This window comes from Lelliottia sp. EB106-05-01-XG201 (assembly GCF_058791735.1).
In genome coordinates this window covers 2731960-2751154 of the sequence record NZ_JBYTDV010000001.1, presented here as the reverse complement: position 1 = coordinate 2751154, position 19195 = coordinate 2731960, and the positions used below count along the sequence as shown (strand labels likewise).

At 57.5% G+C, this 19195-nt stretch carries 11 protein-coding genes, 1 other RNA gene and 1 pseudogene; 9 read left to right on the top strand and 4 right to left on the bottom strand.

Annotated features, from left to right (window positions below):
* Positions 1-199: 199 nt before the first annotated feature.
* Together aroH and ppsR are read right to left on the bottom strand one after the other, a co-directional pair.
* Entirely contained in the window at positions 200-1246 is a 1047-nt protein-coding gene (gene aroH, locus AC3WS9_RS12870) for a 3-deoxy-7-phosphoheptulonate synthase AroH (RefSeq protein ID WP_492488722.1), read from the bottom strand.
* Between the two features lie 150 nt (positions 1247-1396).
* A complete protein-coding gene (gene ppsR, locus AC3WS9_RS12865; RefSeq protein WP_282491976.1) occupies positions 1397-2230 on the bottom strand; it encodes a posphoenolpyruvate synthetase regulatory kinase/phosphorylase PpsR in 834 nt (277 codons plus the stop codon).
* Between the two features lie 335 nt (positions 2231-2565).
* On the opposite strand from ppsR, the gene ppsA reads away from it, so the two are divergent.
* The 3 genes and pseudogenes from ppsA to AC3WS9_RS12850 all read left to right on the top strand — a co-directional run bounded on the left by ppsA (position 2566) and on the right by AC3WS9_RS12850 (position 8955).
* Positions 2566-4944, top strand: a complete 2379-nt coding sequence (gene ppsA, locus AC3WS9_RS12860) for a phosphoenolpyruvate synthase (protein ID WP_492488720.1) — start codon at positions 2566-2568, stop codon at positions 4942-4944.
* A gap of 231 nt (positions 4945-5175) precedes the next feature.
* A pseudogene (locus AC3WS9_RS12855) lies at positions 5176-6576 on the top strand (MFS transporter).
* A 3-nt stretch (positions 6577-6579) separates the two neighbouring features.
* The gene (locus AC3WS9_RS12850; RefSeq protein ID WP_492488718.1) at positions 6580-8955 is read left to right on the top strand and encodes a glycoside hydrolase family 3 N-terminal domain-containing protein; all 2376 of its coding nucleotides are present in this window, start codon (positions 6580-6582) and stop codon (positions 8953-8955) included.
* 5 nt (positions 8956-8960) lie between these two features.
* Here AC3WS9_RS12850 and rprA read toward each other — a convergent pair.
* An RNA gene (rprA, locus tag AC3WS9_RS12845) (antisense sRNA RprA) lies at positions 8961-9068 on the bottom strand.
* Between the two features lie 176 nt (positions 9069-9244).
* Entirely contained in the window at positions 9245-10351 is a 1107-nt protein-coding gene (gene ydiK / locus AC3WS9_RS12840; RefSeq protein WP_285155007.1) for an AI-2E family transporter YdiK, read from the bottom strand.
* A 202-nt stretch (positions 10352-10553) separates the two neighbouring features.
* Here ydiK and ydiJ point away from each other — a divergent pair, with 202 nt between their 5' ends.
* The 6 genes from ydiJ (at position 10554) to fdnI (ending at position 19038) form a co-directional block, all read left to right on the top strand.
* Positions 10554-13610 carry a D-2-hydroxyglutarate dehydrogenase YdiJ gene (gene ydiJ, locus AC3WS9_RS12835; protein WP_492488716.1) on the top strand — a complete coding sequence of 1019 codons (3057 nt, stop codon included), beginning with the start codon at positions 10554-10556 and terminating at the stop codon, positions 13608-13610.
* Positions 13607-14017: a 1,4-dihydroxy-2-naphthoyl-CoA hydrolase gene (gene menI, locus AC3WS9_RS12830; RefSeq protein ID WP_492488714.1), complete on the top strand. Its 411-nt coding sequence runs from the start codon at positions 13607-13609 to the stop codon at positions 14015-14017. The genes ydiJ and menI overlap by 4 nt, the downstream gene beginning before the upstream one ends.
* A 94-nt stretch (positions 14018-14111) precedes the next feature.
* On the top strand, positions 14112-14306 hold the full coding sequence (locus AC3WS9_RS12825) for a YdiH family protein (protein WP_100780454.1): 195 nt from the start codon (positions 14112-14114) through the stop codon (positions 14304-14306).
* Between the two features lie 156 nt (positions 14307-14462).
* Positions 14463-17513, top strand: a complete 3051-nt coding sequence (fdnG, locus tag AC3WS9_RS12820; protein WP_492488712.1) for a formate dehydrogenase-N subunit alpha — start codon at positions 14463-14465, stop codon at positions 17511-17513.
* Positions 17514-17525: 12 nt separating this feature from the next.
* Positions 17526-18413 carry a formate dehydrogenase subunit beta gene (fdxH, locus tag AC3WS9_RS12815; protein ID WP_285144717.1) on the top strand — a complete coding sequence of 296 codons (888 nt, stop codon included), beginning with the start codon at positions 17526-17528 and terminating at the stop codon, positions 18411-18413.
* Positions 18406-19038 carry a formate dehydrogenase-N subunit gamma gene (fdnI, locus tag AC3WS9_RS12810; protein ID WP_285144716.1) on the top strand — a complete coding sequence of 211 codons (633 nt, stop codon included), beginning with the start codon at positions 18406-18408 and terminating at the stop codon, positions 19036-19038. Before fdxH ends, fdnI begins: the two co-directional genes overlap by 8 nt.
* Positions 19039-19195: the final 157 nt, after the last annotated feature.

Here is a 19195-nt window from a genome sequence, read left to right as displayed (position 1 = left end):
AGAAGGTTTTGTAAGTCGGGTAAGCGAAGCGCCACCCGACACAGGGGGCAAGATTTTGTAGGTCGGGTAAGCGCAGCGCCACCCGACACAGGCGGCAGGATTTTGTAGGTCGTGTAAGCGAAGCGCCACCCGACAGTAAGGGGGCAGGGTTTTGTAGGTCGGGTAAGCGAAGCGCCACCCGACATAAGGGGGCAGGATATTAGAACCGGGTACCCACCGCCGCCGCCAGTTTCTCCAGCAGCAACTCACTATCCTCCCAGTTCAGACACGGATCGGTAATCGACTGGCCATAAGCAATCGGCTGACCGGCCACCACTTTCTGCGTGCCTTCTTTCAGGAAGCTCTCCGCCATAATCCCGGCCACCGCCGTCGAACCGCTGCGGATCTGCTGGCAAATCTCATCGCACACGTCCAGCTGGCGACGGTGCTGCTTCTGGCAGTTGCCGTGGCTAAAGTCCACCACCAGATGCTCCGGCAGATCAAACTCATGCAGCGTATCGCACGCCGCCGCGATATCTTCCGCGTGGTAGTTCGGCTTTTTCCCGCCGCGCATGATGATATGCCCGTAAGGGTTACCGCTGGTCTGGTAGATGGTCATCTGGCCGTTTTTATCCGGTGAGAGGAACATATGGCTGGCGCGCGAGGCGCGAATCGCGTCCACCGCGATATGGGTATTGCCATCGGTGCCATTTTTAAAGCCCACCGGGCAGGAGAGCGCCGAGGCCATCTCGCGGTGGATCTGGCTCTCCGTAGTCCGCGCCCCGATAGCGCCCCAGCTAATCAAATCGGCGATAAACTGCCCGGTCACCATATCGAGAAACTCGGTGGCAGTCGGCACGCCCAGCTCATTAACCTGCAGGAGCAGTTTGCGCGCCAGCTCGATACCGTGGTTCACGCGGTAGCTGCCATTCAGGTCCGGATCGGAGATCAGTCCTTTCCAGCCCACCACTGTGCGCGGTTTTTCAAAGTAGGTGCGCATCACGATTTCAAGGCGGTCCTGATGCTTATCGCGCAGCACTTTCAGGCGCTGGGCGTAATCCATCGCCGCGTCCAGGTCGTGAATCGAGCAGGGGCCAATAATTACCAGTAAACGGCGATCTTCACCGTTAAGGATTTTTTCAATGCGTCGACGTGACGCTGTCACGTGTTCCGCCACGCTTGCGGAGACAGGGTGGCGCTGCGCCAGTTCGGCGGGGGTCACCAGACTTTCGATACGCGCTGTGCGAAGTTCGTCAGTTTTGTTCATGGGAGTTCTCAGAAATTTTTGCTTCATCGGCAGACTACCGGAAGTGATGGGCATCACCTTAAACCAATCCCTGCTGAATTCAAGTTCGGGGCCTAATGACCCCGAGAGTGAACGCGATGATAACCGAAAATAAACCATCGTACTAGCATATTAGTACATGCGGCGATTCAGTCCCATGATGTCGAGGATTTTGGTGGCGATCTCTTCCACCGAATAGTTGGTGCTGTTCAGCCACGGGATCTGGTTTTTACGGTACAGAGCTTCCACTTCGGAAACTTCCATGCGGCACTGGCGCATCGAGGCGTAGCGGCTGTTTTCGCGACGCTCCTCGCGGATCGCAGCCAGTCGCTCCGGGTTAATCGTCAGGCCGAACAGCTTATGTTGCAGGGGTTTCAGCGCCGCGGGCAGCACGAGGTTATCCATATCATCGGCGATAAACGGGTAGTTTGCGGCGCGGATACCAAACTGCAAGGCCAGATAGAGGCTGGTCGGCGTTTTGCCGCAGCGCGACACGCCGAGCAAAATCACCTGCGCCTGATCGAGATTGCGCATCGAGATGCCGTCGTCGTGGGCGAGGGTGTAATCGATGGCGGCGATACGCGCGTCGTATTTCACCAGGTTGCCAGGGTTCAGACCGTGGGTGCGGTGGGCGACAGGCGTCGGATCGAGCTTCAGTTCGCTTTGCAGCGGGGCCACCAGCGCCTGGACGATATCCTGACAGAAACCTTCGCTTTGCAGAATAATGGTGCGAATTTCGGGGATCACGATGGAATAGAAGACTAACGGGCGAATCCCGGTTTGCTGAAAAATCGCATCAATCTGCTCTTTCACCGCTTTTGCCCGGCTCTCGTTTTCGACAAACGGCAGGGTGATGCTGTTAATCGCGACCGGGAATTGCGACATCACCGCATGCCCCAGCACCTCGGCGGTGATTGCCGTCCCATCAGAAATATAAAAAACGTGGCGATCCACAGCATTATCCATTTTATCCACCCTGAATATCGTACCTAATTGTCTGAAAGCATAAATTAAAAAAGTAAAATACACAGCAAAGAACTTGTCTGATTTATAAATGAAACGGTGTTTTTGATTTTACTGAAAAGTGGATTTCATTTTTAAATTAGTCACTTTGTTTTAAGGGTTTTTGTACGAATCTATAGGAATCATCGGGTTAGCGCTTGATGGGAAAGTGTCCGAAAAACATAAAAATAAAAGTGCTTACACGATTCACCGTTTTTTTGCCGGGAATAAATATGCCAGTATAAATACGAAGTCAGGCGTTACTTACTCCGTTTAAATATCACAAAAGGATTGTTTCGATGTCCAACAATGGCTCGTCACCGCTGGTGCTTTGGTATAACCAACTCGGCATGAATGATGTAGACAGAGTTGGAGGCAAAAATGCCTCCCTGGGTGAAATGATTACAAATCTGTCGGGTATGGGTGTTTCCGTACCGAACGGGTTTGCCACAACAGCCGACGCGTTTAACTATTTTTTAGACCAGAGCGGTGTTAACCAGCGCATTTACGACCTGCTGGACCAAACGGATATTGATGATGTGACCGCGCTTGCGAAAGCCGGGTCGCAAATCCGCCAGTGGATCATCGACACACCTTTCCAGCCGGAGCTGGAAAAAGCCATTCACGATGCTTATAACCAACTCTCTGCGGACGACGCGCAGGCCTCGTTCGCCGTGCGCTCCTCTGCCACCGCAGAAGACATGCCGGACGCTTCCTTTGCCGGTCAGCAGGAGACCTTCCTGAACGTTCAGGGTTACGACGCGGTGCTGGTGGCGGTGAAGCATGTGTTTGCTTCTTTGTTCAACGACCGTGCGATCTCCTATCGCGTGCATCAGGGCTATGACCACCGCGGCGTGGCGCTCTCGGCGGGCGTGCAGCGTATGGTCCGCTCCGACATCGGCTCCTCCGGCGTGATGTTCTCCATCGATACCGAATCCGGTTTCGACCAGGTGGTGTTTATCACTTCCGCCTGGGGTCTGGGCGAAATGGTGGTGCAGGGCGCGGTCAACCCTGACGAATTCTACGTCCACAAACCGACGCTGGCGGCCAACCGTCCGTCGATCGTGCGTCGCACCATGGGCTCCAAAAAAATCCGCATGATTTACGCTCCGAGCCAGGAGCACGGCAAGCAGGTGAAAATCGAGGACGTGCCGCAGGAGCAGCGCGACCGCTTCTCCCTGACTGACGCGGAAGTCCAGGAGCTGGCGAAACAGGCCGTTCAGATTGAAAAACACTACGCGCGTCCGATGGATATCGAATGGGCGAAAGACGGCCATACCGGCAAACTGTTTATCGTGCAGGCACGCCCGGAAACCGTGCGTTCCCGCGGCCAGGTGATGGAGCGTTACACGCTGCATGCTCAGGGTAAAATTGTCGCCGAAGGGCGCGCGATCGGCCACCGCATCGGGGCCGGTCCGGTGAAAGTGATCCACGATATCAGCGAGATGAACCGTATCCAGCCTGGCGACGTGCTGGTCACCGACATGACCGACCCGGACTGGGAACCGATCATGAAGAAAGCGGCGGCGATCGTCACCAACCGCGGCGGGCGTACCTGTCACGCGGCGATTATCGCCCGCGAGCTGGGTATTCCGGCAGTGGTCGGCTGCGGTGACGCGACCGAGCGCATGAAAGACGATGAGAAAGTCACCGTCTCCTGCGCCGAAGGCGACACCGGCTACGTCTACGCCGATATCCTTGATTTCAGCGTGAAAAGCTCCAGCGTCGATACCATGCCGGACCTGCCGCTGAAGATCATGATGAACGTCGGGAACCCGGATCGCGCCTTTGATTTCGCCTGTCTGCCGAACGAAGGCGTGGGCCTGGCGCGTCTGGAATTCATCATCAACCGTATGATCGGCGTGCACCCGCGCGCGCTGCTGGAGTTTGACGACCAGACGCCTCAGCTGCAGAACGAAATCCGCGAGATGATGAAAGGCTACGACTCACCGAAAGAATTCTATGTCGGCCGTCTGACGGAAGGGATTGCGACTCTGGGCGCGGCGTTCTACCCGAAACGCGTGATCGTGCGTCTGTCGGACTTCAAGTCCAACGAATACGCCAACCTGGTGGGCGGCGAGCGCTACGAGCCGGAAGAAGAGAACCCAATGCTCGGCTTCCGTGGGGCCGGACGCTACGTGGCAGACAGCTTCCGCGACTGCTTCGCTCTCGAGTGTGACGCGGTAAAACGCGTGCGCAACGAGATGGGTCTGACCAACGTCGAAATCATGATCCCGTTCGTACGAACTGTGGATCAGGCGAAAGCGGTGGTGGAAGAGCTGGCCCGTCAGGGTCTGAAGCGCGGCGAGAACGGGCTGAAGATCATCATGATGTGCGAAATCCCGTCCAACGCCCTGCTGGCCGAACAGTTCCTGGAACACTTCGACGGCTTCTCTATCGGCTCCAACGATATGACGCAGCTCACGCTGGGTCTGGACCGCGACTCCGGGGTTGTCTCCGAGCTGTTCGATGAACGTAACGAAGCGGTGAAAGCGCTGCTGTCGATGTCCATCCGTGCGGCGAAGAAACAGGGTAAATACGTCGGGATTTGTGGTCAGGGTCCGTCGGACCACGAAGACTTTGCTGCCTGGCTGATGGAAGAGGGGATCGATAGTCTGTCCCTGAACCCGGATACCGTGGTGCAAACCTGGCTGAGCCTGGCAGAACTGAATAAGTAAGATTGACCTCGCCGTCCCTTTTATTCCCCAAAAGGGACGGCAATAAATTATTCCCCCCCAGTATGCTCCCCGTCACACTTAGCACAATTAACCAAATATCGTAATCAGTCTGTTAATTTCTACAATTGTTAGCGAGCAAAGCGCTGCTAATAATTGAGCCTTACTGCGCATTACCCAACAGCGTGCGCACTGGTTGAAATACGTTTTAACCTGATAAAAGGCAATTAAAAAATGACGATCTCCTCTGTATTACGTACGAAAGATAAAATAGGTTACGGACTCGGCGATATGGCCAGCGCCCTGGTCTGGCAAACCGCCACCTTATTTCTGGCCTATTTCTATACGGATGTATTTGGTTTGCCTGCGGCGATCATGGGCACCATGTTTCTGGTGGTGCGCGTGGTGGATGCTTTTGTCGATCCGTGCATTGGCGCGCTGGTGGATCGCACCCAGACGCGGCACGGGCGTTTTCGACCCTAGCTGCTGTGGTTCGCCATTCCTTTTGGCGTGAGTTGCCTGATCACGTTTTACGTACCGGATGTCGGCCCAACGGCAAAAATTGCCTACGCCTGCGTGACTTACACGCTGCTGAGCCTCATCTATTCGGCGATTAACGTCCCTTACTGCGCCATGCCGGGTGCCCTGACGATGGATCCGCGCGAGCGCCACTCCCTGCAGTCCTGGCGCTTTGGTTTGTCGTTCATTGGCGGCCTGATCGTCACGGTCATCGCCCTGCCGCTGGTCTCCCATTTAGGTCAGGGCAACGTGCAGAAAGGTTATTTCTATGCCATGAGTCTGATGGGCCTGTTAGGCATCATCTTATTCTTTATCTGCTTCTTTATGACCCGCGAGCGTTATTCTCCGCGCAATGACACCTCCGGCTCGATGCTCACGGATTTAAAACTGTTGGCCGGTAACAGCCAATGGCGCATTGTTTTTGTGTTTAATATTTTACTCCTGACGGCGGTCGTGACGCGCGGCTCCGCCACCATGTATTACGTCAATTATGTGTTGTTACGTCCGGATCTCGTTTTTGCCTTTATCGTCTCCGGAATGGTGGCCTCCTTAAGCGGTGCCTTATTATCTGAAAGATTATTGGGGAAATTTGACCGCGTGCGGGCCTATCAGTGGACGATTATTTCGTTTGTTATTTTTGGTGCGCTGATTTTCTTCCTCCCGCCGACGCAAATCTGGCTGATCTTCGGCCTGAATATCATCTTTAGCTTTATTCAAAACCTGACTACGCCGCTGCAATGGACGATGTTCTCCGACGTGGTTGACTACGAAGAGCACCGCAGCGGTCGCCGTCTGGACGGGCTGGTCTTTTCCACCGCGCTGTTTGCCATCAAATTCGGTCTCGCCCTTGGCGGCGCGGTGGTCGGCTGGGTGCTGGGGATGATGCACTACATCCCAGGGCAGGAGATGCAAAGCCCGCAGGTGCTTACCACCATTAACGCGCTGTTCACCCTCATTCCGTGCGTGCTGTTTATCGCCATGGTCGTGCTGCTCTCGATTTACAAACTCAACAGCCGCCTGGTGGATTCCATCGCACGAGAGCTCGCCAGCAAGCGCGAAGCTCGTACTGAAGCGGGGCAGACCAGCCCGGCATTTCATTCCGCTACACAGGAGTAAAACATGACTGCCATCTACAAGGATGCGGGATATCCCGTGCAGGATCGCGTCGCCGATTTACTGGCGCGTATGACCCCGGAAGAGAAATTCGCGCAAATGCACGCGTACTGGCTGATTCTGGATGAGAACGGGAACCATCGGGAACGCAGCGACCTCAGTGACGAGTTCGCAGGCGTGAGTGAAAAGGCCGCGTTAAGCGAACGACTTAAACTCGGCGTCGGGCAGATCACCCGCCCGTTAGGGACGCATATCGTCGATGCCCACACCGGCGTACGCGCCGCGAACCGTCTGCAGCGAATGATGATCGAGGAGACTCGCCTCGGTATCCCGGCGCTGTTCCATGAGGAGTGTCTGGTGGGCCTGCTGTGCAAAGACGCGACGCTCTTCCCCTCGTCCCTGAACTACGGCTCGACCTGGGACCCGGAGCTGGTGAAACGCGCGGCGCAGCAGATCGGTCACGAGGCACGTTCGGTGGGCTGTCAGCAGGGGCTGGCCCCGGTGCTGGATGTGTCGCGCGATGTGCGCTGGGGGCGCACCGAAGAGACCTTTGGCGAAGATCCCTGGCTGGTGGGCGTGATGGCGACGGCCTATGTCGAAGGACTGCAGGGCGAAAAACGCGATTTGCTGGCGACCCTTAAACATTACGTCGGCCACTCGTTTAGCGAAGGGGCGCGCAACCATGCCCCGGTGCATCTCGGTTTCTGCGAGCTGAATGACACCTTCCTGCTGCCATTTGAGATGGCGGTAAAACTGGCCAACGCCGGGTCGGTGATGCCGGCCTATCATGATATCGACAATCAGCCTGGCCACAGTGACAGCTTTTTGCTGACCACCGTTCTGCGCGAACAGTGGGGTTTCGACGGAATTGTGGTAGCCGACTACGGCGGCGTCAGCCTGCTGCATCAGCATCACGGCATTTCTCACGACGCCGCCGAGTCCGCTGCACTGGCCTTCAACGCCGGGCTGGACGTGGAGCTGCCGAAAGATGACTGCGCCCGCCATCTCGCGGAGGCGGTCGAACGCGGGCTGATTTCGATGGAGAAGATCGATGAAATCGTCTCCCGCGTGCTCAGCGAAAAATTCCGCTTAGGCTTGTTTGAGTGTCCGTATGTGCCAGAAGAGAATATCGATCTGCAGAATGCGCAAACCCGTCAGGTGGCGCGCGAGGTCGCGACCCGCTCGCTGACGCTGCTGGAAAACAACGGCGTGCTGCCGATATCCGGCAAACCGCGCGTGGCCGTCGTCGGGCCGAGCGCTGACGATCCGCTGGCGCTGCTGAGCGGCTACAGCTTCCCGGTGCATCTGATCATCAGCGACATGGTGGAAGAGACCTCGCAGGTGACGACGCCGCTTGCCGCCCTGAAAAATTATCTCGGGGATGCTCAGGTTCGCTACGCCAAAGGCTGCCACATTATTGAGCACCGCATGGCGGGCGCGCCGGTCTTCCCTGGTGACAGCGGCGGCAAACCGATGCAGCAATCACCGGTCTCATTCGATACCAGCCTGATCCCGCAGGCGGTGAGCGCCGCGCAGGAGAGCGATATCGTGGTCGCCTGCGTCGGCGATCTGGCGGGATTATTCCAGAGCGGCACCGTCGGCGAAGGCTCAGACACCGACAGCCTGAACCTGCCCGGCGTGCAGCAGCAACTGCTGGAAGCATTAGTGGAAACCGGTAAACCGGTGGTGGTGGTCATGACCGGCGGACGTCCTTATAACCTGCAAGGTCTGGAAGATAAGGTCGCGGCCCTGCTGCTGGCCTGGGCGCCGGGGCAAGAGGGCGGTTGGGCGATTGCCGACGTGCTGACCGGACGCGCCGAACCCCAGGGCCGCCTGGTGGTGAGCGTCCCGAAAAGCGCGGGCGCGATGCCGTATTACTACAACCACAAGCTGAAAAGCGGCGGTACGCCGTTCGCCTTCCACTTTGGTTCGCGCTATCCCTTCGGTTTTGGTCTCGGCTGGACGCAATTCTCTTGCGAATCAGTGCGATTAGCGGAAACCTCTGTCCCGGTGGATGGCGAAGTGACCCTGAGCGTTAAAGTCAAAAACAGCGGCGAATGCAGCGGCAGTGAAGTGGTGCAAGTCTACGTGCGCGATAAAGTCGCCTCCATGGTGCGACCGTTGCAGGAACTTAAAGCCTTCCAGCGCGTCACCCTGTCGCCAAATGAGAGCGCGACGCTCACCTTCCGCCTGCCGGTGGATATGTTCAACTTTACCCGTCGCGACGGCAAAAGAGTGGTCGAGCCGGGCGAGTTTGAACTGCAGGTCGGTTTATCGTCGGCGGATATCCTCGGGGCAGTGACGGTGAACGTGACCGGGGAAACGCGGGTTCAGCCGGGGGAGTGGCGGATGATGAGTGGGTGTGAGATCAAACGCGCGTAATCAGGATAAAAAAAAGCCCTTCGTGGGAGAAGGGCAAAGACTACACACAGCAATTCGTTGTTTCACTCAGGGGATTTCCATGCTTATAAATCAATGTGTTGATTCATAACCGTGACTTAATAGTAGGTCATGCGACGTTTTAGCGTCGATCAGATTCGTCTCAATAGTTTAAGAACCATGAAGATTTTGCGAGGTGAATAGCGTAGCGAAGCGGGGTGGGGCTGAGAAAAGTCTTAATACAGATTAGGCGTGCTTAAGTATCAGGCGGGTTACCCCGCCTGTGGTTCAATTACTGCTTATTCTTATCTTCGAGTTCGTGAAGCACCACATCCGGGTCTGTTGCTGGCGGCGGGATCTCATGCACCCACGCGGAGAACAGACGCCAGGTCACGGCCAGCAGCACAGGGCCGATAAACAGCCCGATCATGCCAAAGGCAATCAACCCGCCGATCACGCCGGACAGAATCAGAATCAGCGGTAAGTCTGCGCCCATGCGGATCAGCATCGGGCGAATCACGTTATCCATGGTGCCCACCACGCAGCTCCACACCAGCAGCACCGTGCCCCAGGTGGTGTCGCCGCTCCAGTAGAGCCAGATAATGCAGGGGATCAACACCAGCAAAGGCCCGAGCTGCACCAGACAGGTGAGGATCATGATGACGGTGAGAATGGTCGCGTACGGCACGCCGGTGATCGCAAGCCCTAACCCGCCGAGCACCGCCTGCACCAGCGCGGTCACCACCACACCCAGCGCCACTGCGCGCACGGCTTGTGCCGCCAGCAGCACCGCCGCATCACCGCGAGTCCCCGCGAGGCGCGTCGCAAAATGACGCACGCCATGCGCGACTTGTTCACCGCGCCAGTAAAGCAGGGCGCTGAAGAGCAGCATCAGGGTACAGTGCATCATAAAGTGGCCGATATTGGCCGCCTGGGCGATAAACCAGGTGGTCGTCGTGCCGACGTACGGACGCACCTTCGCCATGATCGCGCTGCCGCCCATCTCCAGCAGACTGTGCCAGCCGCTGTAAAGTTTCGCGCCGACCAGCGGAATGCTGTTCAGCCACGCCAGATCCGGCACGGTCATCTCACCGCTGGTGATCCCGCGAATCACCGGTCCGCTGGTGTCGACAAGGCTGTTAATCAGCAGCGCGATTGGAATGATAAAGACCAGGAACAGCAGCAACGTCATGACCAGTACCGCCAGCGTGCGGCGACCGAACAACAGCTTCTGCAAACGTAAGAGCAGCGGCCAGGTGGCGACAACCACCGTGCCCGCCCATGCAAATCCGAGGATGAACGGACGAACTATCCACAGACACGCAATAATCATGATGGCTAAGAACAGCACCGACAGCAGTATTTGCGCAACGTCCCTGGGCTGACGAGAAGTGACCATAAATGAAATTTACCTTAAATGAAGACCAGACAGTCTGGCCGAAACAGAAAACCGCATCCCTTAATCATTAGTGATTTCAGCGGTTTTTGACAGGCGAATTCTGCCCGTAATTCTGCTGGGCGTATAAGAAAAAAATGTGATACAACAATTCAAAGGCAAGCACAACGCAAACGATAAACAACTCTAATTAGGGTCTTCCGTAATGATCCCATTGATTTCTCAGGCACCCGGCGTCGTTCAGCTGGTGCTGACTTATTTGCAAGCACTGGAGCAGCAGGGTTTTACAGGTGATACCGCCACCAACTATGCCGACAGGCTGACGATGGCGACAGACAACAGTATCTATCAGTTACTTCCCGATGCCGTCGTATTTCCTCGCTCGACCGCCGATGTGGCCCTGCTTTCCCGGCTGGCCGCGCAGGAGCGTTTCGCCTCGCTGGTCTTCACCCCGCGCGGTGGCGGAACCGGCACCAATGGTCAGGCCCTGAATCAGGGCATCATCATTGATATGTCGCGTTACATGAACCGGATCATTGAGATCAACCCGGAAGAGGGCTGGGTACGCGTCGAGGCGGGGGTGATCAAAGATCAGCTCAACCAGTTCCTGAAACCTTACGGCTACTTCTTCGCCCCGGAATTATCCACCAGTAACCGCGCCACCCTGGGCGGGATGATTAACACCGATGCCTCCGGCCAGGGTTCGCTGGTGTACGGCAAAACCTCCGATCACGTGCTCGGCGTGCGCGCGGTACTGCTCGGCGGCGACATCCTCGACACCCAGGCGGTGCCGGTTGCGCTTGCTGAAACCCTCGGGCAGGACAACACGGCGGTCGGGCGCATCTATCGCAGCGTGCTCGACAGCTGTCGTGACAACCGCCAGCTGATTCTGGATAAATTCCCGAAACTGAACCGCTTCCTGACAGGCTACGATCTGCGCCACGTCTTTAATGACGATCTCAGTGAGTTCGACCTGACACGCATTCTGACCGGCTCCGAAGGGACGCTGGCCTTTATCACCGAAGCGCGTCTGGATATCACCCGTCTGCCAAAAGTGCGCCGTCTGGTTAACGTCAAATACAACTCCTTCGATGCCGCCCTGCGCAACGCGCCTTTTATGGTCGAGGCGCGCGCCCTGTCGGTGGAAACCGTCGACTCGAAAGTGCTTAATCTGGCGCGGGAAGATATCGTCTGGCACTCAGTCAGCGAACTGATCACCGACGTGCCGGATAAAGAGATGCTCGGCCTGAACATCGTGGAATTTGCTGGCGATGATGCGGAACTTATCGACTCTCAGGTGCAGACGCTCTGCGCCCGTCTCGACGAACTGATCGCGCAGGGCGAGGGCGGCGTGATTGGCTGGCAGCTGTGCAACGATCTCTCAGGCATTGAGCGCATCTACGCGATGCGTAAAAAAGCGGTCGGCCTGCTGGGGAACGCCAAAGGGGCAGCCAAACCGATCCCGTTTGCGGAAGACACCTGCGTGCCGCCGGAACATCTGGCGGACTACATCGTCGAGTTCCGCGCGTTACTCGACAGCCACGGCCTGAGCTACGGCATGTTCGGCCACGTCGATGCGGGCGTGCTGCATGTGCGTCCGGCGCTGGATATGTGCGACCCGCAGCAGGAGATGCTGATGAAGCAGATCTCCGACGACGTGGTGGCGCTGACGGCAAAATACGGCGGCCTGCTGTGGGGCGAGCACGGGAAGGGCTTCCGCGCGGAGTACAGCCCGGCGTTCTTCGGCGAGCAGCTGTACGGCGAACTGCGCAAAATCAAAGCCGCGTTTGACCCGAATAACCGTCTTAACCCCGGCAAAATCTGCCCGCCTGCGGGCGTGGACGATCCGATGATGCAGGTCGACGCGATAAAACGCGGCACTTATGACCGACAAATTCCGATTGCCGTGCGCTCATCCTGGCGCGGGGCGATGGAGTGTAACGGCAACGGCCTGTGCTTTAACTTCGACGTGAAAAGCCCGATGTGCCCGTCGATGAAAATCACCAGCAACCGCATCCATTCTCCGAAAGGACGAGCGACGCTGGTGCGCGAATGGCTGCGTCTGCTGGCCGATCGCGGCGTCGATCCGCTGAAGCTGGAAAACGACCTTCCGGAAAAACGCGCCAGCCTACGCACGCTGATCGAACGTTCCAGGAACAGCTGGCATGCCAGTAAAGGCGAGTACGATTTTTCCCACGAAGTGAAAGAGGCGATGTCCGGCTGTCTGGCCTGTAAAGCCTGCTCGACGCAATGCCCGATCAAAATCGACGTGCCGGAGTTCCGCTCGCGCTTCCTGCAGCTGTATCACTCCCGCTATCTGCGCCCGGTGCGCGATCACCTGGTGGCGACGGTCGAAAGTTATGCCCCGCTGATGGCGCGTGCGCCGAAGACCTTCAACTTTTTCATTAATCAGCCGCTGGTGCGCAAGCTTTCCGAAAAGCATATCGGGATGGTCGATCTACCGCTGCTCTCCACGCCGTCACTGCAGCGTCAGCTGGTCGGCCACCGGTCGGCCAATATGACCCTGGAACAGCTCGAGGCCCTGAGCGACGAGCAAAAAGCCAAAACAGTGCTGGTGGTGCAGGACCCGTTCACCAGCTATTACGACGCGCAGGTGGTGGCCGATTTTGTCCGTCTGGTGGAGCGCGTCGGCTATCAGCCGGTGGTCCTGCCATTCTCGCCGAACGGCAAGGCGCAGCACATCAAAGGCTTCCTGAATCGCTTTGCGAAAACGGCGCAGAAAACGTCGGACTTTTTGAACCGCATCGCGCAGCTGGGCATGCCGATGGTGGGCGTCGATCCGGCGCTGGTGCTCTGTTATCGCGATGAATACAAACAGACGCTGGGCGACAAGCGCGGGGATTTCAGCGTCATGCTGGTTCACGAATGGCTGCCTGCCGCGCTGCAATCTGCGGCGGCGAAAGAGGTGAGCGGCGAAGCCTGGTATCTGTTCGGACACTGTACGGAAGTGACGGCGCTGCCGGGTGCACCGGCGCAATGGGCGTCTATTTTTGCGCGCTTTGGCGCGAAGCTGGAAAACGTCAGCGTCGGCTGCTGCGGGATGGCCGGGACCTACGGCCACGAAGTGAAAAACCACGCTAACTCGCTGGGGATCTACGAATTGTCATGGCATCAGGCCATGCAGCGCCTGCCGCGCAACCGCTGTCTGGCGACGGGCTATTCCTGTCGCAGCCAGGTGAAACGCGTGGAAGGCAGCGGCGTTCGCCATCCACTGCAGGCATTACTGGAGATTATGGGATGATCTGGAAACGTACCGCATCGCTTGAGGCGCTCAACGCCATGGGCGAGGGGAATATGGTCGGTTTGCTCGATATTCAGTTTACGCGCATCGGCGAAAACGAGCTCGAAGCCACCATGCCGGTGGACAGCCGCACGCATCAGCCGTTTGGCCTGCTGCACGGCGGCGCGTCGGTGGTGCTGGCGGAAACGCTGGGCTCGGTGGCGGGTTATCTCTGTACCGAGGGCGAGCAAAAAGTCGTGGGGCTGGAGGTCAATGCCAATCACATTCGCTCCGTGCGCAGCGGGCGCGTGCGCGGTGTGTGTCGTGCGCTGCACGCGGGCAGTCGCCATCAGGTGTGGCAGATCGACATTTTCGACCAACAGGAACGACTGTGCTGCTCGTCGCGACTCACCACGGCGGTGGTTTAAATAAAGGTAAACATCTGAGAGGAATTGTCTTTGGTCAAAAATTGGTCAGTCAGACGTGCTATACTGGTCAGGTTTTGTACATAGAGAGGATGTTATGGATACCGAAATGAGCCCCACCCAACTGGCAGTAGAGTTTTTACGTCGCGATAAGAGCAATTTGTCCCCGGCGCAGTACCTGAAAAAGCTGAAACAGCTTGAACTGGAGTTTGCCGACCTGCTCGCGCTCTCTTCCAACGAACTGAAAGAAGAGATCTACTTTGCCTGGCGGTTAGGCGTTCACGTCCATTAATCCCCGCTTGTTGAAAAGGCCGCGAATGCGGCCTTTTTTGTTTTTGTCCTTTGTGAGTTCAGGGTCTTATAACCACAAATGGATAATGGTCTATTGATACCAATAACCCTATAATCTCCATCCCTTTTCGAGTCTTAAGTTTAAGCTGGAGGATAAATGGAGCTTAGCCGGAGGCAGTTCTTTAAGATCTGCGCGGGCGGTATGGCAGGAACCACTGTTGCATCTCTCGGATTTTTATCATCATTTTCTGCGCACGCAGAAGCCCGTCAATACAAACTCTTAAAAGCAAAAGAGACGCGTAATAACTGTACGTACTGCTCAGTTGGCTGCGGCATGCTGATGTACAGCCTCGGCGACACCGCCAAAAACGTCACAGAAAGTATCTATCACGTCGAAGGTGACCCGGATCATCCGGTCAGCCGCGGTTCCCTGTGTCCGAAAGGGGCCGGCGTGCTGGATTACATCCACAGCGACAACCGTCTGCTCTATCCCGAATACCGCGCGCCCGGCTCTGACAAGTGGCAGCGCATCTCCTGGGATGACGCCATCGAACGCATCGCCCGGCTGATGAAAGCGGATCGCGACGCCAACTTTATCGAGAAAAACGCCGAGGGTCTGACGGTCAACCGCTGGACCACCACTGGCATGCTCTGTTCTTCGGCGGCCAGCAACGAAACCGGGATTCTCGACGGCAAATTTGCCCGCGCGCTGGGGATGGTGGCCATCGACTGTCAGGCGCGTCTGTGCCACGGCCCGACCGTCGCCGCGCTGGCCCCGACCTTTGGTCGCGGGGCAATGACCAACAACTGGGTCGATATTAAAAATGCCAACGTGGTGCTGATCATGGGTGGCAACGCCGCCGAAGCGCACCCGGTCGGCTTCAAATGGGTGATCGAAGCGCAGACCAAAAACGATGCGACGGTAGTTGTTGTGGATCCGCGCTTTAACCGCAGCGCTGCCGTGGCGGATCTGTATGCCCCGATCCGCGCCGGGTCTGACACCGCCTTCTTGCTCGGTGCCATCCGCTATCTGATCGAACATGACGCCATCCAGCACGAATACGTGCGCGCCTACACTAACGCCAGCCTGATTATTCGCGACGACTATGCTTTCGATGACGGGCTGTTCAGCGGGTACGACGCCGAAAAACGTCAGTACGACAAATCAAGCTGGTTCTATCAGCTGGACGAGCAGGGGCATGCCCTGCGTGATGAAACCCTTAGCCATCCGCGCTGCGTCTGGAACTTACTCAAAGCGCACGTCGATCGCTACACGCCGGAGATGGTCAACCGCCTGTGCGGTACGTCGATTGATGATTTCAACCGCATCTGCGAGATCCTCGCCAGCACCAGCGTGCCGAATCGTACGGCAACCATTTTGTACGCTCTCGGCTGGACGCACCACTCGGCCGGGGCGCAGATCATCCGCGCGGCGGGGATGCTGCAACTCCTGCTCGGGAATATCGGGATGGCGGGCGGCGGGGTGAATGCCCTGCGCGGTCACTCCAATATTCAGGGCTATACGGATCTCGGTCTGCTCTCCACCAATCTGCCCGGCTACATGCCGCTGCCGTCGGAAAAACAGCCGGATTATCAGACCTATATCTCGCAAATTACGCCGCCAGCGCTTGGTCTGAATGAGGTTAACTACTGGCAAAACACGCCGAAATTCTTTGTCAGCATGATGAAAAGTTTCTGGGGCGATCGCGCGACCGCGGAGAACAACTGGGGCTACGACTGGCTGCCGAAGTGGGATCGTCTGTACGACGTGATGACCCAGGCGAAGCTGATGCTCGACGGCAAAATCAACGGTTACATCGTGCAGGGCTTCAACCCGCTGGCGGCGTTCCCGGACAAGAACAAATCGGCGCGCGCGCTGGCGAAACTCAAGTACATGGTGGTGATCGACCCGCTGGTCACCGAGTCCTCGACCTTCTGGCAGCACCACGGCGAGATGAACGATGTCGATCCGAAAGAGATTCAGACCGAAGTGTTCCGTCTGCCATCGTCCTGCTTTGCAGAAGAGGACGGCTCGATCGCCAACTCGGGCCGCTGGCTGCAGTGGCACTGGGCGGCGGCGGAGCCACCGGGCGAGGCGATGCACGACGGCAAAATTCTCGGGCGTCTGTTTATGCGTCTGCGTGAACTCTATCAGCAGGAGGGCGGCGCAAACCCTGAGCCAGTGCTGAACATGTCGTGGAATTACAAAAATCCACGCGATCCGCATCCGGAAGAGATTGCCCGCGAAGCTAACGGCATGGCGCTCGCCGATCTGTATGACGACAAAGGCCAGCTGATTGCTAAAAAAGGGCAGCAGCTCAGCAGCTTTGCGCAGCTGCGCGACGACGGCTCGACCAGCAGCTTCTGTTGGGTCTATTGCGGAAGCTGGACCGAGCAGGGCAACCAGATGGCGAACCGCGACAATAGCGATCCTTACGGCCTGGGCTGTACGCCGGGCTGGGCGTGGTCGTGGCCTGCGAACCGCCGCATTCTCTATAACCGCGCGTCGGCGGATGTCGCCGGAAAACCATGGGACCCGGAACGAGCCCTGCTGCACTGGGATGGGAAAAAGTGGGCGGGTATGGACGTGGCGGATTACAACGCCTCCGCGCCGGGCACAAACGTCGGGCCGTTTATCATGAACCCGGAAGGAGTGGCGCGTCTGTTCTCCATCGACAAGATGAACGACGGCCCGTTCCCGGAACATTACGAACCGCTTGAATCGCCGATTGGCACCAACCCGCTGCATCCGAATGTGATCTCCAGCCCGGTGGCGCGCGTCTTCAGGGAAGATGTCGCCAATATGGGCAAAGCGGCTGACTTCCCGTATGTCGCCACGACTTACTCGATCACCGAACTGTTCCGCCACTGGACCAAACATGCGCGGCTCAACGCCATCGCCCAGCCGGATCAGTTTATCGAGATGGGTGAAGCGCTGGCGCAGCAGAAGGGCATTGTCGCCGGGGACGTGGTGAAAGTGACCTCGAAACGTGGGTACATCAAAGCCAAAGCGGTGGTCACCAAACGCCTGCAAACGCTGACCATTGATGGGCGTCAGATCGACACCATTGGCATCCCATGTCACTGGGGTTTTGAAGGGGCCACGCGCAAAGGTTTCCTTGCCAATACGCTGACGCCGTCCGTTGGTGACGCCAACTCGCAAACGCCGGAATACAAAGCGTTTTTAGTCAACATCGAGAAGGCGTAAGGGAGGCCGCATATGTCTATGCAATCACAAGATATTATCAAACGTTCGGCCACCAACGTCATGACCCCGCCGCCGCAGGCGCGGGATTTTAAAGCGGAAGTGGCGAAGCTTATCGACGTTTCAACCTGCATCGGCTGCAAAGGTTGTCAGGTGGCGTGCTCGGAGTGGAACGATATTCGCGACGAGGTGGGCGTGTGCGAGGGCGTCTATGACAACCCGATGGATTTGAGTGCCAAATCCTGGACGGTGATGCGCTTTAGCGAAACCACGCAGAACAACAAACTGGAGTGGCTGATCCGCAAGGACGGCTGCATGCACTGCGCGGAGCCGGGCTGCCTGAAAGCCTGTCCGTCCGCCGGGGCAATCATCCAGTACGCCAACGGGATTGTCGATTTTCAGTCTGAGCACTGCATCGGCTGCGGATACTGCATCGCCGGGTGTCCGTTCAATATTCCGCGTCTCAATCCTGACGACAACCGAGTCTACAAATGCACCCTGTGCGTGGATCGGGTGAGCGTCGGCCAGGAGCCTGCCTGCGTCAAAACCTGCCCGACCGGCGCGATTCATTTCGGCACCAAAAAAGAGATGCTGGAGCTGGGCGAATCGCGCGTGATGCAGCTGAAAAAACGCGGCTACGCGCAGGCGGGGGTCTATAACCCGCAGGGAGTGGGCGGAACGCACGTGATGTACGTCCTGCATCACGCCGACCAGCCGGCGCTGTACCACAACCTGCCGACGGATCCGAAGATCGATCTGCCGGTGAATCTGTGGAAGGGGATCCTCAAGCCGCTCTCTGCCGCTGGGTTTATCGCCACCTTCGCGGGGCTGATTTACCACTACATCGGCGTGGGGCCAAACAAGGAGACGGACGACGACGAAGAGGAGAATCCGCATGAGTAAGAGCAAAATGATCCTGCGCACGAAGTTTATCGACCGCGCCTGTCACTGGACGGTGGTGATCTGCTTTTTCCTGGTGTCGTTATCCGGTATCGCGCTCTTTTTCCCGACCCTCCAGTGGCTGACGGAGACCTTTGGCACACCGCAGATGGGGCGCATCCTGCACCCGTTTTTCGGCGTGCTGATCTTTTTCGCGCTGATGTTTATGTTTGTCCGTTTTGTGCATCACAACATCCCGGATAAACAGGATCTGCCGTGGATCAAGGGTATCGTGGAGGTGCTGAAAGGCAACGAGCACAAGGTGGCGGACGTCGGGAAATACAACGCCGGGCAGAAGATGATGTTCTGGTCGATCATGAGCCTGATTTTCGTCCTGCTGGCGACGGGAGTGATCATCTGGCGGCCTTACTTTACCCACTACTTCCCGATCTGGCTGGTGCGCTGGAGCCTGCTCATTCACGCCACGGCGGCGATTGTGCTGATCCACGCCATCCTGATTCATATCTATATGGCGTTCTGGGTGAAGGGATCGATAACCGGCATGATCGAAGGGAAGGTGAGCCGCCGCTGGGCGAAGAAACATCACCCGCGCTGGTATCGTGAGGTCGAGGCGAAAGAAGACGAATAAACGGAGTTGCCGGGTGGCGGCTGCGCCTTACCCGGCGTGCGTTCGGGGGTGTTGTTGCCGGATGGCGGCTGCGCCTTACCCGGCCTACGTTCGGGGGTGTTGTTGCCGGGTGGCGGCTGCGCCTTACCCTGCCTACGCTCGGGGATGTTGTTGCCTT

Excerpts from the sequence above, each read along its gene's own strand:
- fdnI (WP_285144716.1), top strand. The coding sequence starts at position 18,406 with ATGAGTAAGAGCAAAATGATCCTGCGCACGAAGTTTATCGACCGCGCC.
- fdnG (WP_492488712.1), top strand. The coding sequence starts at position 14,463 with ATGGAGCTTAGCCGGAGGCAGTTCTTTAAGATCTGCGCGGGCGGTATG.
- ppsR (WP_282491976.1), bottom strand. The coding sequence starts at position 2,230 with ATGGATAATGCTGTGGATCGCCACGTTTTTTATATTTCTGATGGGACG.
- aroH (WP_492488722.1), bottom strand. The coding sequence starts at position 1,246 with ATGAACAAAACTGACGAACTTCGCACAGCGCGTATCGAAAGTCTGGTG.
- ppsA (WP_492488720.1), top strand. The coding sequence starts at position 2,566 with ATGTCCAACAATGGCTCGTCACCGCTGGTGCTTTGGTATAACCAACTC.
- AC3WS9_RS12825 (WP_100780454.1), top strand. The coding sequence starts at position 14,112 with ATGGATACCGAAATGAGCCCCACCCAACTGGCAGTAGAGTTTTTACGT.
- menI (WP_492488714.1), top strand. The coding sequence starts at position 13,607 with ATGATCTGGAAACGTACCGCATCGCTTGAGGCGCTCAACGCCATGGGC.
- ydiK (WP_285155007.1), bottom strand. The coding sequence starts at position 10,351 with ATGGTCACTTCTCGTCAGCCCAGGGACGTTGCGCAAATACTGCTGTCG.
- AC3WS9_RS12850 (WP_492488718.1), top strand. The coding sequence starts at position 6,580 with ATGACTGCCATCTACAAGGATGCGGGATATCCCGTGCAGGATCGCGTC.
- ydiJ (WP_492488716.1), top strand. The coding sequence starts at position 10,554 with ATGATCCCATTGATTTCTCAGGCACCCGGCGTCGTTCAGCTGGTGCTG.
- fdxH (WP_285144717.1), top strand. The coding sequence starts at position 17,526 with ATGTCTATGCAATCACAAGATATTATCAAACGTTCGGCCACCAACGTC.